Origin of the sequence: Parahoeflea alexandrii, assembly GCF_024105735.1 — a bacterium.
GTDB classification, from domain to species: Bacteria; Pseudomonadota; Alphaproteobacteria; order Rhizobiales; family Rhizobiaceae; genus Hoeflea; species Hoeflea alexandrii.
In genome coordinates, this window is record NZ_JAAAML010000001.1 from 1,636,180 (window position 1) to 1,648,690 (window position 12,511).

A 12,511-nucleotide genomic window follows, 5' to 3' on the forward strand; every position below is an offset into this window, starting at 1 on the left:
CATGACGGTCGACGAACGCAAAAGCTCCCGGCCGGGTCTGATCCGGCGCGCGGCGCGATGGCTTGCCATTGTCATCCTGATCCTTCTGGCCGGGTTGATATTCATCTTCGCCACGAGCCCGGGTGGGCGGATGATCGCGCTGACCTTGAACCGTCTCGGTTCCGGTCCCGGCCAGAGCGTCGAGATCGACAGGATCGAGGGACTGTTGTCCGGATCGACCCGGATCGGTCATGTCATGCTCAGCGACGCGGAAGGCGAGCCCTGGCTGCTGCTCAAGGGTATCCGGATCGATTGGTCGCCGCTGGCATTGTTGAATGCCGGCCTGGCGGTGGATGACCTGACCATCGAGGCAGTCGAGCTGGCGCAGTTACCCAAGAGCGCCGAGAGCCAGTCGGAAGGCGGAGCCTTGCAACTGCCGCTGGCGTTCGACATCAAGCGGTTTACCGCGCCGGATATCCTGGTCGGTGAACCGGTTGCCGGCCGTGTGGCCCGGTTCGAAGCACGCGGCAGTGCGCGCGTGGACGCGTCGCTGTCGTCCGCGCTTGCCGATCTTGTGGTCAAGCGCATCGACGGGGTCGGCGGCGAGCTGACGGTGGATGCCGACTATCTTGAGGCGGAAGACCGTTTCAACGTGTCTGCGAAGCTGTCCGAGCCAGCCGGCGGGGTGATGGCGCATCTGCTCAATCTTGCGCCCGACGACGCCATCAGCCTCTCCGCAACCTCGCAGGGCTCGCTTGCGGACTGGCGGCTCAACGCTTCAGGCACCGTCAACGACGAAATCGTTGCCGAAGCCCATCTGCAGATGGTCTCCGGCGAAGCCGGCGATGCGGTATCGCTTGAGGCCATCGGTACATTTGACCGTTTCCTGCCGCCGTCTGTTGGTCAATTGCTCTCAGGTCAGAGCGAGCTTGTGCTTGAGGGCCTGCTTGAGCCGGACCGCAACGGCGCTGTGATCGACATCTTTACATTCTCGTCATCGCAACTGACCGCCCAAGGGCGCGGCCGGGTGGCGCGGGAGGGCGAAGTCGACCTCTCGGCCTCGGTGGTATCGCGACCCGGCGCCGCACCGCTTGTGTTCGGCGAAGAGGCCGCCCGGATCAGTCTGACCGAGCCGGAGGCAACGATCCAGGTGAACGGCAATGCGGACGAAGCCGCAGTGCGTCTTGAAATCACCGCGGGCGAGGTCGCCGGAGCCGATTTCGATATCAGCGGCATCTCCGCTGTTGCGGATTTCGACCGGTTTTCAATGGACAGCCGCAGCGGTACGGGTTCGATCAAGCTGGCCATCGATGCGATCGGATCGAGCAATGACATCGCGGCGCGAGCCGTGGCAGGTGGTCTCACACTCTCCGGCCCCTTGGTACTTGAGGAAGACGGAGCGATCTCCAGCGATGCGATCGAGGTGCGCACGGGCGTGGCGGCGCTGACGATTGAGGATCTTGCCTTCGACGGTGCAGGCGGATTGGCGGCGAGGCTTTCGGGCACGATCAGGAACGCCGTATTGTCCGAGCAGGCGCCGGGATTTCTGGGGCCGGACACCGGTTTTTCCGCGAACCTCGCACTGGAGGAGGGCGGTGACCTCTCCGTGGAGGAGTTCGAGGCGTCGTCGGAGTTTGTCGCACTCTCGGGCTCGGTTGCGCTTTCCTCCGAGGGGGAAGTAGCCGGCGACATCAACGCAAGTCTGTCGAAACTCGCGGGCGCCGATGCGGCGATATCCGGCGGACTGGAACTGACGGCCAGTCTTTCCGGTCCTTCCTCCGCACCGGCATTCGAACTGAGCCTGACCGGCAAGCAGTTGAAAGTTCAGAGCCGCGATCTTTCCGAACTGGTGCTCACGGCCAAAGGAGTGGCCGACCCCGCATCGCCGCAAGCCGATGTCGAACTGACCGGTGCGCTGGAAGGCCGGCCGGTCAACGGCAGCCTGGTGATCGGGCAATCGGACGGCGTGGTGCGGGTCAGTCCGTTGCGATTGCAGGTCGCCGACAATCTGATTTCCGGATCGCTGGTGCTGGATGAGGCCTATCGCCCGGAAGGCGTTATCGATCTCGATTTGAAAGATATCGGGTCGCTCTCGGCGCTGGCGCTGCAGGCGATCAAGGGAAACGGCGGCGGGTCGATCAGATTTAAGGTTCGCGACGAACAGTCGTTTGCCGAAATCGGTCTGGGCTTTCCGGAGCTGTCGGGTGAAGCGTTCCTGCTGCGCGATGCGCGGCTCAATCTCACCGTCGCCGACCTGTTGGGCGCTCCCAAGCCCGAGGGAACGCTGGATGTGGCCAGCCTGAGTGCCGGCGGGACCGACGTGTCAAACCTCACGGCCTCGTTCACCCAGGCTCAATCCTGGACCGTCATCGAAGGCAAGGCGCAGGCCGCCGGGCTTCCGGTGTCGGTCAATGCGCGGGTACGGCAGAGCGAAGCAGGAACGGAACTCGAAGTCGAAACCGCGCGGACCGCGTGGCAAGGCCTGGCGATCAATCTGCTCGAACCTGCACGGGTCGTGGTGCGCGACGGTGTGGCGGAGATCGAACGGCTGGTGCTTTCTCCCGGCGGCGGCCGGGTTTCGGTGACCGGCTCGGCTGGCGAAACCCTGGCGATCGACGTGGCGCTCGCCGGTCTGCCGCTGACCTCGGTCAATGCGGTTGCGCCGGGAGCGGGGCTCTCAGGCGCTCTCTCCGGCGATCTCCGGGTACGCGGCACGGCCTCCGCACCGGTGGTGCAGTACGATCTCAACGCTGGCGAGGTGCGGGCCGCCGCTGCGTCGTCGGTGGCTGATGTGCCCTTGTCGATCAGTGCCGCGGGGGGCTTTGAGGCCGACCGGCTTCGGTTTGAGGCGCGGGCAAGCGGCGGCGGTCTGGCCTTCACAGCCACCGGCGGGCTGTCCACCTCGGGCGCGCGGGCGATCTCGGCGCAGATAAATGGCAGCGTTCCATTCTCGCTGCTCTCGGGCGCGATCGCCAAGCAGGGACTGGCGCTAACGGGGACGGCCCAGGCAAACATTTCCGTCAGCGGCTCTGTCGGCGCACCGGAAATTTCCGGCGCGATCACAACGTCGGGCAGTCGTCTGGTTGATGGCCGGTCCGGGATCGCCATCGACAACCTGGCCGCAGACATTGCTCTTACTCCCAACCAGGCTTCGATTCGATCGTTGTCCGGGGAATTGTCGTCGGGCGGGCGGATCAGTGGATCCGGGACCGTTGCGATCGATCCGGCAGGCAATTTTCCCGCCGATCTCAATCTGAAAGTCGAGCGTGGGCGCTATGCCGATGGCCAGATGGTGGCCACTCGTTTCGATGCTAATCTGACTCTGTCGGGTCCCTTGACCGCTCTGCCCCAACTTGGCGGAACAGTGCTGCTGGACGAAACCACGATCACGGTACCCGACACGCTGCCGAGTTCGATCGCAAGCCTTGACGTGACCCACAAGAATGCTTCGGCCGACATTCAATCCCAGGCCGAGCGCCTCTCCGGCGACAGCCAAGGTAGCTCATCTGGCGGGCTGGGACTTGATATCAGGGTGCAGGCCAGCCGCATTTTCATCCGCGGCAGGGGCATGGATGTCGAATTGGGCGGATCGCTGCGCCTGACTGGAACCACCGGCTCACCCATTGCCGCAGGCGGCTTCGATCTGGTGCGTGGCCGGCTGAGCGTTCTGGGCAAACGGCTCGAGTTCACCCGCGGCTCGCTGGGGTTTGCCGGCTCCGTGGTTCCCATTCTCGATCTTGCGGCCTCGAGCCAGGCGGGCAGCACCACGGTCACCGTGCTCGTCACCGGGCCTGCGGATGCTCCGAGATTCACTTTCAGCTCGAGCCCGGAGCTGCCTGAGGACGAAGTGCTCGCGCAGCTGATCTTCGGCCGCTCGATCAGCAGCCTGTCACCGCTGCAGATCGCCCAGCTTGCCGAAGCGGCCGCGCAGTTGACCGGTGCGGTGCAAGGCGGTGGTGTGCTTGAAAGACTGCGCAGGGCAACCGGTGTCGACGATATCGATGTGCGCACCGATGAGGAAACCGGCGACACGTCGCTCGGGGTCGGCAAGTATCTCAACGACCGCACCTACCTCGGAATCGAGAGTGGATCGTCTGCTGGATCGGGCAAGGCCCGTATCGACCTCGACATCGGCCGCGGGATCAAATTGCGCGGCGAGGCCAGTTCGGGCGGTGAAACCAAGGGCGGCATCTTCTACGAGCGCGAATACTAGACGGGATATGGCCGGATTGGCCCTGCCTCACCACAAGTTGACCCCCAGTGAGAGAAAAGCCATCGGCGGATCCACATGGGCCGATTGAAAACCGGGCCGGTGTGGCCCATCTCTCTTTCTGACACCATGCGCCTTGAAGGAGGAAACCGGCATGACCAAAGCTTTTGCCAAGACCGATGAAGCCATTGCCCGACTGACACCCGAGCAGTTTCGGGTGACGCAGCAGAACGGAACCGAGCGGCCCTTTACCGGCGAATACAATGACAACAAGGCGGTCGGCATCTATGTCGACATCGTCTCCGGAGAGCCGCTCTTTGCATCCTCTGACAAGTTCGAGAGCGGCTGCGGCTGGCCGAGCTTCACCAAGCCGATCGAACCTGCTCACGTGACGGAATTGCGCGATTCCACCCACGGCATGATCCGAACGGAGGTGCGCTCCAAGCATGGAGACAGCCATCTCGGGCACGTGTTCCCAGACGGCCCCAGGGACCGGGGCGGGTTGCGCTACTGCATCAATTCCGCATCCTTGCGGTTCGTACCCAAAGCCGACATGGTGGCTGAAGGATATGGCGACTATCTCGACCAGGTGGAGGATATCTAGATGAGCGAACGTGCAGTACTTGCCGGCGGATGTTTCTGGGGCATGCAGGATCTGATCCGCAAGATGCCAGGCGTCGAGAAGACCCGGGTCGGCTATACCGGTGGTGATGTGAAGAACGCCACCTACCGCAACCACGGTACCCATGCCGAGGGTATCGAGATCATCTATGATCCAAACCGGATCAGCTACAGGCAGCTTCTGGAGTTCTTCTTCCAGATCCATGATCCGACCACGCCCAACCGGCAGGGCAATGACCGTGGCATGTCCTACCGCTCCGCGATTTACTACACCGACGATCAGCAGCGCCAGACCGCGCTCGACACCATCGCCGACGTGAATGCCTCGGGGCTCTGGCCGGGCAGGGTAGTCACGGAAGTCGAGCCTGTCGGTGACTTCTGGGAAGCCGAGCCCGAGCATCAGGATTACCTCGAGCGGATTCCGCACGGATACACCTGCCATTTCGTGCGGCCTGACTGGGTGCTGCCGAAGCGGGATGCGGCTGAATAGCGGCAGCCGGATCTCCATGGAAAATGCAGCGACCGGCATCAGCCGGTCGCTTGCGTTTTCGGAACCAGCAAACAAAGGGACTTCACCATGAGCATCGCCGGCTTCCAGTTCGACAACACCTACGCGCGCGACCTTGAGGGGTTTTACGTGCCCTGGAAGGGGGCCGAGGTGCCCGCGCCGCGGATGATTCGTTTCAACCGGGCGCTGGCGGAGGAACTGGGCCTTGATGCGGAAGTACTCGAGAGCGACGCCGGCGCCGCGATCTTTGCAGGTCATGAAGCCCCCGAGGGCGCCGAGCCGCTGGCCATGGCCTATGCCGGGCACCAGTTCGGCGGGTTTTCACCGCAGCTGGGCGATGGGCGGGCGCTGCTTCTGGGCGAGGTGATCGACAGGCAGGGCAGGCGCCGCGACATCCATCTCAAGGGATCGGGGCGGACACCGTTCTCACGCGGCGGTGATGGCAAGGCGGTGCTTGGACCTGTGCTGCGCGAATACATCATCGGCGAGGCGATGCATGCGCTCGGGGTTCCAACGACGCGGGCGCTGGCGGCGGTTGCCACCGGCGAGGAGATCATGCGGCAGGACGGACCCGCGCCGGGTGCCGTGCTGGCGCGGGTGGCGTCGAGCCATCTGCGGGTCGGCACGTTCCAGTTCTTCGCGGCGCGCGGCGAAACCGAGCGGCTGAGGCAACTGGCGGACTATGCCATCGCCCGGCACTATCCCGAGCTTGCGGGACAGCCTGAGCGTTATCTCGGCCTGCTTGAAGCGGTGCGCGACCGCCAGGCTTCGCTGATCGCCCAGTGGATGAACCTCGGTTTCGTGCACGGGGTGATGAACACCGACAACATGACGATATCCGGCGAGACCATTGATTATGGTCCGTGCGCCTTCATCGACGGCTACGATCCGGCGATGGTGTTCAGCTCGATCGACAGCCATGGCCGCTATGCATATGGCAACCAGCCGAAGATCGCGCAGTGGAACCTGGCGCGGCTCGCGGAAACCCTGCTCGACCTGATCAATCCCGAGGACAGCGACGACGCGGTCAAGCGCGCCAGCGATGTGGTCAACGGCTTTCCGCTTGCCTATGAGCGCGCCTGGCTTTCCGGCATGCGCGCCAAGCTGGGCCTTACGCGCGAACAGCCGGACGACATTGATCTTGCCGTCGGGCTGCTTGCGGTGCTGGAAACCCAAGGCGCCGATTTCACCCGCGTTTTCCGCAGCCTCTCGCTCGCTGTTTCGGGCGAGGCAGCTGCTCCCCGTTCGCTCTTCGACAATCCGGCCGGTTTCGATGTCTGGCTGCCGCTGTGGCAGGCACGGCTGGCGCGCGAAGACAGGACGGATGATGAGAAGAGGGCGGCCATGAACCGGGTTAACCCGGTCTATATTCCGCGCAACCACATGGTCGAGGCGGCGCTCGATTCGGCGACAAAGGGCGACCTGGCGCCATTCGAGCGGCTGGTCGAGGTGCTTGCCGACCCGTTCACGGAGCGCAAGGGGCTGGAGGTCTTCGCGCTGGGGGCGCCCTCGGACTTCGGCCCCTACACCACTTATTGCGGCACCTGATCCGGGCCGAGGGGCCTGGGTGGTGGATAATCATCCCGCGCCGGGCCATAGTCGGGCCTGAGAAGGGTGGCTCGAGGCGGATTGAATGAACCAGAACATGCATTTCGATCTGGTGGTGCTTGGCATCCTGTGTGCCTTCATCGCCTATTCGCTGGTCACCCGCGCCGTTGACCGCTCGCTGCTGACGCTGCCGATCATCTTCATGTGTCTGGGCTTCGCGCTGTCGGAACCGTTGCGGACGGCCGCGCCGCCGGAAGTGCTCGACGAGGGCAAACGGCTGCTCGCCGAAGTCACCCTGGTGCTGGTGCTGTTTTCCGACGCATCGCACGTGCAGTTCTCGCAACTCAGGCAAAGCTGGCGATTGCCTGCCCGGATGCTGCTGATCGGCCTGCCGCTCTCGATCGGACTTGGCACGCTTGTCACCTTCCTGGTCAGCCCGGAGGGCGGGGTCGCGATGGCGCTGCTGACGGCCGCGGTGTTGACGCCGACCGACGCCGCTCTGGGCCAGAGCGTTGTCACCAGCGCCAATGTCCCTGAAAAGCTAAGCGAAACCATCAATGTGGAAAGCGGACTGAATGATGGGCTGGTGCTGCCCTTCGTGCTGCTGGGCGCGATCCTCGCCTCCGCCGGCATGGCGAATGCTGCGACCGACGGGCTGGCGCTCAAGGCGGTGCTGCAGATCGTGCTTGGCCCGCTGGCCGGGATTTTCACGGGATGGGTGGTGGCGCGGCTGATGGATGTGGCGCAGGCGCGCCGGCTGATTGCCGCATCGGCGGAAGGGGTGGTGTTCCTGGCAGCGGCCTTTGCGGCCTATGTGCTGGCCACGGTCATCGGCGGCAACGGATTCATCGCGGCGTTCGTTGCGGGCATGATCTTCGGCAACAGCTACAGGCACAATATCCGCTTCGTGCGCGAATTCATGGAAGGGGCGGGACTCATCCTGACCATGTCCGCCTTCCTGGTGTTCGGTGCGCTTCTCCTGCCCGATGGACTGGCGCATGCCTCGATGAAGACCGTGCTGATAGCGGTGCTGTTCCTCACCGTCGTGCGGGTGGGCGCAATCTGGCTGTCGCTTCTGGGCTCGGGGCTGAAGACGCGCGAAAAGCTGTTTCTCGGCTGGTTCGGGCCGCGCGGGCTGGCCTCGATCCTGTTCACGTTGGTGATCATCGACGAGTTCGAGTTTGCCAACGAGGCCGAACTGCTTGCCTGCGTATCGATGACGGTGGCGCTGTCGATCATCGTTCACGGGCTGAGTTCGACGCCGCTGGCCCGGTGGATCGGCAGAGTCTCGGGACGTTGAGTTCCGGCCGGGCTGCGAGGGAGTGTTTGCGAGGCTCAGGCCTTTTTCAGAAACTCGGTGCGGAGCACCAGACCCTTGATCTTTTCGACCCGGCACTCGACCTCGTCGGGATTGCCGGTGAGCCTGATGCCCTTGACCAGCGTGCCGCGCTTGATGGTCGAGGAGGTGCCCTTGACCTTGAGATCCTTGATCACGGTGACATTGTCTCCGTCGGCCAGCACCGCGCCATTGGAATCCCGGGTTTCGTCGCTCATCAGATTTGCCTTTCGCAGGGGTTGGCGGCCGGTGTAGCGTTTCGATGCGCCCAGGGGAAGGGCCGGCAGGCGGGTTGGCGCCCGGGTGCGGTTTCGCACTACGAACCAGACCGTTGTCCGGCTGACACGTGGCTGTCGCAATGACGGTTTAAGGGGGCGTCATTGCACATGGAGATTGATCATGACGATGTTGTACAGGCTTGTTGCCGGCGCCATTCTTGTCTCGGCCACACTGGCCGGTGCCGCGCCGGCGGCGGATATCGAACTGGGACCGCGTCCCGCCTTCCTGATCGACAAGATGGCCGAAGGGGCGCTCAAGGACGAGCTGCTCGCCTGTGACGGCAAGCCGGTGTCGACAACGCTGTTCTCGATCGGCCATCGCGGCGCGCCGCTGCAGTTCCCCGAGCACACACGGGAATCCTACATGGCGGCCGCGAAGATGGGCGCGGGCATCATCGAGTGCGACGTGACGTTCACCAAGGACAAGGAACTGGTCTGCCGCCACGCTCAGAACGATCTGCACACCACGACCAATATCCTGGCGACCGACCTGGCCCAAAAATGCACCAAGGGCTTCACGCCTGCGGCTGGCGGCAAGGCTTCTGCCGAGTGTCGCGCCTCCGACATCACCCTTTCGGAGTTCAAGACGCTCAATGGCAAGATGGACGCAGCCAACAGCCAGGCCGAGACCGTCGAGGATTACATTAACGGTACCGCGGAGTGGCGGACCGACCTTTATGCGGCGGCCGGCGGCACGGTGTTGACCCACCGCGAATCAATCGCGCTGATCGCCTCGCTCGGCGGCAAGTTCACGCCGGAGCTGAAATCTCCCTCAGTGGAGATGCCCTATGACGGCTTCAGCCAGGCCGACTATGCGCAGAAGATGATCGACGAGTACAAGGATGCCGGCATCCCCGCATCCGATGTCTGGCCGCAGTCGTTCAATCTCGATGATGTGCTCTACTGGATCGAGAACGAGCCGGAATTCGGCGCCCAGGCGGTCTATCTCGATGGCCGTTACAGCGAAGACGGGTTTGATTTCCGCAAGCCGGAAACGTTCAAGCCCTCCATGCAGCAGCTTGCCGACCAGGGCGTCAACTACATCGCGCCGCCGATCTGGATGCTGCTGACGCTTACGGATGGCAAGATGGTGCCGTCGCCCTATGCGTTGGAGGCGAAGAAGGCCGGACTGAACATCATCGCCTGGTCGTTCGAAAGGTCGGGCCCGCTCAACACCGGCGGCGGCTGGTACTATCAGTCGGTGGGCGACGTGATCAACAATGACGGGCAGATGTACGAGGTGCTCGACGTGCTGGCGCGCCAGGTCGGCATTGTCGGCATGTTCTCCGACTGGCCGGCGACGGTGAGCTATTACGCGAGTTGCACCGGCCTGAAGTAATCCTTCACAGGTACCGCTGATGCGAAGATGGCCACGCCGGAAAGGCGTGGCCATCTTCTTGATGCCTTGCCAGTGCGCAGAATGGCGGGCACGGTCTCAGCGGCAGTCAAGCGGGCGGACCTCGCCGACTTCGATGTTTCGGCCATGATCGTCGGTGGCGAGAAACCGTGGCGGCGCATCCGCGTCGAACACCGCACAGGTGAGATGGCCGGTGTTGACCGCGCCGGTGTCGATGGCGATGCGGTTGGCGTGGAGTTCGGGCAACGCAGAGGCGGTGATGGTGTGGCCGTGGACAACGGTCTTGGGGAGCGGCCCGGTGAAACCAAGGAATTTCTCGCGGATCCAGCGGGTGGTCACCGGGTCCTGATCGGCAAGCGCAAGATTGGGGTCTATGCCGCCGTGGACGAAGACGTGGTCGTCGGTTTCCACCATCCAGTCCGCCGCACGCAGGGCTGCGACATGGCCGGGATGAGCGATGGCCAGTTGTCGGACGGCGCCGTCGACGTCGTCGATGTTCTCAAACCCGTAGGAGCGCAGGGTCTCATCGCCCCCATTCATCAGCCAGCGGTGCATTATCGTTTCTCGGTCGTGGGCGGCATTGAGGAAGCTGAGCAGAAATTCCTCGTGATTGCCGAGGATCAGCCGCGAACCGGGATGCGCCTCGAGCGTGGCAATTGCCAGATCGAGGCATTGCCGGCTTTCCGGGCCGCGATCGATGAGATCGCCCAGGAAGATGATGCGAAACCGGCGATCACCCGCATCCGTGCGGATGGCTTCGAGCAGGGCTTGCAGCAGGTCGCGCCGACCGTGGACATCTCCGATGGCATAGGTGAGCGACATTCGGGAACCTTTGCTGTGTCGTCCGAGGTGCCGGTGACCGCGCCAGTGTCTGGTCGCAGCCGGAGGGACAATTGTCTGACCCGCCGGGTGGGGCTCGTCAAGACCGACTGCTCAAAGCCTTGATTGCGAGCGTGGCAGGCGTGGTCTGGCCGGAACCGGTCAATCGGGGGCGGTTTTTCCTCCGAAAGGCACCGTTGTGTCAAAAAGTCCGGGCCAATCGGGGGAGATGGGGTTGTGCAAACGCGCCTCAGCGTTCAAACACGGGGCTGATCGCCGCATCCGGCGGCTTGCCCACGCGGCATTGATCTCAACCCAGGATGAATTTCGTTTGAAAAACTCACTACGCACTGCCTTCACCGACCGCCGTCAGGATGCCATGGAAGCCAAGAAGAAGCTTCTGGAGAAAATGAAGGCGGCGCCGAAGGCGGATGATCCCGAAGTCATTGCCAAGCGCGCCGAACGCGCCGCGGTGGCCAAGGCGCGCGAAGAGCGCCAGGCCGAACGCGCGCGGGCAAAGCTTGAAGAGCAGGAGCGCAAGGCTGCGCAGGATGCTGCCGACGCCGCTGCCGCCTATGAAGCCGAACATGCCGAAGCCATTGCCCGCGAGGCAGAAGAAGCCGCCCGCGCCGAACGAGCCGTCGCCGACATGGCGGCGATGAAGGAAAAGCGCGATCAGCGCTACGCCGCCCGCAAGGCGCGACGCTGAGGTTGGCCGAGAGACTTTACCCCCTCACCAACAAAATCTGCGACTTGGTCGAAGGCCAAGTGCCAGAAATTGCAGGTGAGGGGATTGCGCTGCTTCTTTGCACATCTGTTCGGCTGTCGTGTTGAACCTGATCCGTCATCACGGCCCGCGAGCGTCCGCAGAGCCGGAAGAGTCTGCTACCGAGTAAGTTTCGCGGTGGCCAGTTCCTGAACCACTTTCGGGCTGACAAGCATAAAATTAGGAGATTCTATTCTTTATAATGCGCTGAAAAGTTGAGAATTCTATCCGAGAAATACTATACCTATTATCAAAATCACCCAAAAAACAAGAGCTCCGCCACCGCTCCAAGATAGCCAATAGTACTCGTTTCGCAATATGCGATCTACGGATACTTCTGCTTCATCTGAGCTGTTTGATGATCGCATAGATTCAACTGTACCTGAGATAACAGCGTATCCAAATGCGAAGGCTAGAAGTGTTAGTGCAATCCCTATAATATACATGGTGTATAAGAAGCCGCTCATTGATGCGTCTTCATCTATTGATCTAATTAAAAAAGATGCAGCGGTTGTAAATATGGTTATTCCTGTAAACAAAAACCTTGGCAACTCGAACAAAGCTCTTTGATACTCTAGCGCTTCTTTTGGAAGAATTGCCATTGTAGTCTCCTATAGCTTAATTCTGTTAATTCTTCTCCTGCACCAATCATCAATCCGTCTACGGACGGTATTCAAATGATTGCCTTCTTTCGCTATTGCATCGATCAGTCCAGTAGCGATGTCTCTTGCTGCCTTCTTCACCACTTTTCGGCGATTGCTGGGTCGATCCTTTTTCAGAGTATTACGTGATTCGCCTCCTGAATTGTTAACTCCGGCATTAATTTTCTCAATTTCAATCTGTTCAACGATTTTCTCCGCCGCGGTGTTGGCCGCTTCAATTCTGGTCTTATCTGCAAACTCTGCTCGAGCACGCTTGGAAACCAAGTCTTTAAAGAAAGCTTCTGCTGCGAAATCGTCTTTCATCCCAATGGTCACTGCGCTCCCCTTTGTATAAATCTGATTGACGTCCCGCATTTTTTCTATGATAGCGTGTATCAAACGTCAAGCAACAGTGTGCTAGGCAAAGGTTACATTGCCTAGCACACTC

General features: G+C 61.9%; 11 protein-coding genes. 7 read left to right on the top strand and 4 right to left on the bottom strand.

From position 1 onward, the window contains the following. Window position 1: 1 nt before the first annotated feature. The 5 genes from GTW23_RS07570 (at window position 2) to GTW23_RS07590 (ending at window position 8,166) form a co-directional block, all read left to right on the top strand. A complete protein-coding gene (locus GTW23_RS07570) occupies window positions 2–4,192 on the top strand; it encodes a translocation/assembly module TamB domain-containing protein (protein WP_252915267.1) in 4,191 nt (1,396 codons plus the stop codon). A gap of 151 nt (window positions 4,193–4,343) precedes the next feature. Next, the gene (gene msrB, locus GTW23_RS07575; protein WP_152008531.1) at window positions 4,344–4,793 is read left to right on the top strand and encodes a peptide-methionine (R)-S-oxide reductase MsrB; all 450 of its coding nucleotides are present in this window, start codon (window positions 4,344–4,346) and stop codon (window positions 4,791–4,793) included. After that, entirely contained in the window at window positions 4,794–5,300 is a 507-nt protein-coding gene (gene msrA, locus GTW23_RS07580; protein WP_252915268.1) for a peptide-methionine (S)-S-oxide reductase MsrA, read from the top strand. A gap of 87 nt (window positions 5,301–5,387) precedes the next feature. Continuing rightward, on the top strand, window positions 5,388–6,866 hold the full coding sequence (locus GTW23_RS07585) for a protein adenylyltransferase SelO (protein ID WP_252915269.1): 1,479 nt from the start codon (window positions 5,388–5,390) through the stop codon (window positions 6,864–6,866). Window positions 6,867–6,951: 85 nt separating this feature from the next. Further along, window positions 6,952–8,166 carry a cation:proton antiporter gene (locus tag GTW23_RS07590; RefSeq protein WP_252915270.1) on the top strand — a complete coding sequence of 405 codons (1,215 nt, stop codon included), beginning with the start codon at window positions 6,952–6,954 and terminating at the stop codon, window positions 8,164–8,166. Between the two features lie 35 nt (window positions 8,167–8,201). On the opposite strand, the gene GTW23_RS07595 is transcribed toward GTW23_RS07590, so the two are convergent. Beyond that, complete coding sequence (locus GTW23_RS07595) at window positions 8,202–8,420, bottom strand: alkylphosphonate utilization protein (RefSeq protein WP_152008534.1); 219 nt, start codon at window positions 8,418–8,420, stop codon at window positions 8,202–8,204. Between the two features lie 187 nt (window positions 8,421–8,607). Between GTW23_RS07595 and GTW23_RS07600 the strand changes: the two genes are divergently transcribed. Further along, window positions 8,608–9,819: a glycerophosphodiester phosphodiesterase family protein gene (locus GTW23_RS07600; RefSeq protein ID WP_382264211.1), complete on the top strand. Its 1,212-nt coding sequence runs from the start codon at window positions 8,608–8,610 to the stop codon at window positions 9,817–9,819. A 96-nt stretch (window positions 9,820–9,915) separates the two neighbouring features. Here GTW23_RS07600 and GTW23_RS07605 read toward each other — a convergent pair whose 3' ends face one another. After that, window positions 9,916–10,659, bottom strand: a complete 744-nt coding sequence (locus GTW23_RS07605) for a metallophosphoesterase (protein ID WP_252915272.1) — start codon at window positions 10,657–10,659, stop codon at window positions 9,916–9,918. A 328-nt stretch (window positions 10,660–10,987) separates the two neighbouring features. On the opposite strand from GTW23_RS07605, the gene GTW23_RS07610 reads away from it, so the two are divergent. Beyond that, complete coding sequence (locus GTW23_RS07610; RefSeq protein WP_375588424.1) at window positions 10,988–11,365, top strand: DUF6481 family protein; 378 nt, start codon at window positions 10,988–10,990, stop codon at window positions 11,363–11,365. A 281-nt stretch (window positions 11,366–11,646) separates the two neighbouring features. On the opposite strand, the gene GTW23_RS07615 is transcribed toward GTW23_RS07610, so the two are convergent. Continuing rightward, a complete protein-coding gene (locus tag GTW23_RS07615) occupies window positions 11,647–12,024 on the bottom strand; it encodes a hypothetical protein (protein ID WP_252915273.1) in 378 nt (125 codons plus the stop codon). 9 nt (window positions 12,025–12,033) lie between these two features. After that, complete coding sequence (locus GTW23_RS07620; RefSeq protein ID WP_252915274.1) at window positions 12,034–12,387, bottom strand: hypothetical protein; 354 nt, start codon at window positions 12,385–12,387, stop codon at window positions 12,034–12,036. Between the last annotated feature and the right edge of the window lie 124 nt (window positions 12,388–12,511).

Coding starts and splice junctions, on each gene's coding strand:
- GTW23_RS07570 (WP_252915267.1), top strand. CDS start 2: ATGACGGTCGACGAACGCAAAAGCTCCCGGCCGGGTCTGATCCGGCGC.
- msrB (WP_152008531.1), top strand. CDS start 4,344: ATGACCAAAGCTTTTGCCAAGACCGATGAAGCCATTGCCCGACTGACA.
- msrA (WP_252915268.1), top strand. CDS start 4,794: ATGAGCGAACGTGCAGTACTTGCCGGCGGATGTTTCTGGGGCATGCAG.
- GTW23_RS07585 (WP_252915269.1), top strand. CDS start 5,388: ATGAGCATCGCCGGCTTCCAGTTCGACAACACCTACGCGCGCGACCTT.
- GTW23_RS07590 (WP_252915270.1), top strand. CDS start 6,952: ATGAACCAGAACATGCATTTCGATCTGGTGGTGCTTGGCATCCTGTGT.
- GTW23_RS07595 (WP_152008534.1), bottom strand. CDS start 8,420: ATGAGCGACGAAACCCGGGATTCCAATGGCGCGGTGCTGGCCGACGGA.
- GTW23_RS07600 (WP_382264211.1), top strand. CDS start 8,608: ATGTTGTACAGGCTTGTTGCCGGCGCCATTCTTGTCTCGGCCACACTG.
- GTW23_RS07605 (WP_252915272.1), bottom strand. CDS start 10,659: ATGTCGCTCACCTATGCCATCGGAGATGTCCACGGTCGGCGCGACCTG.
- GTW23_RS07615 (WP_252915273.1), bottom strand. CDS start 12,024: ATGGCAATTCTTCCAAAAGAAGCGCTAGAGTATCAAAGAGCTTTGTTC.
- GTW23_RS07620 (WP_252915274.1), bottom strand. CDS start 12,387: ATGAAAGACGATTTCGCAGCAGAAGCTTTCTTTAAAGACTTGGTTTCC.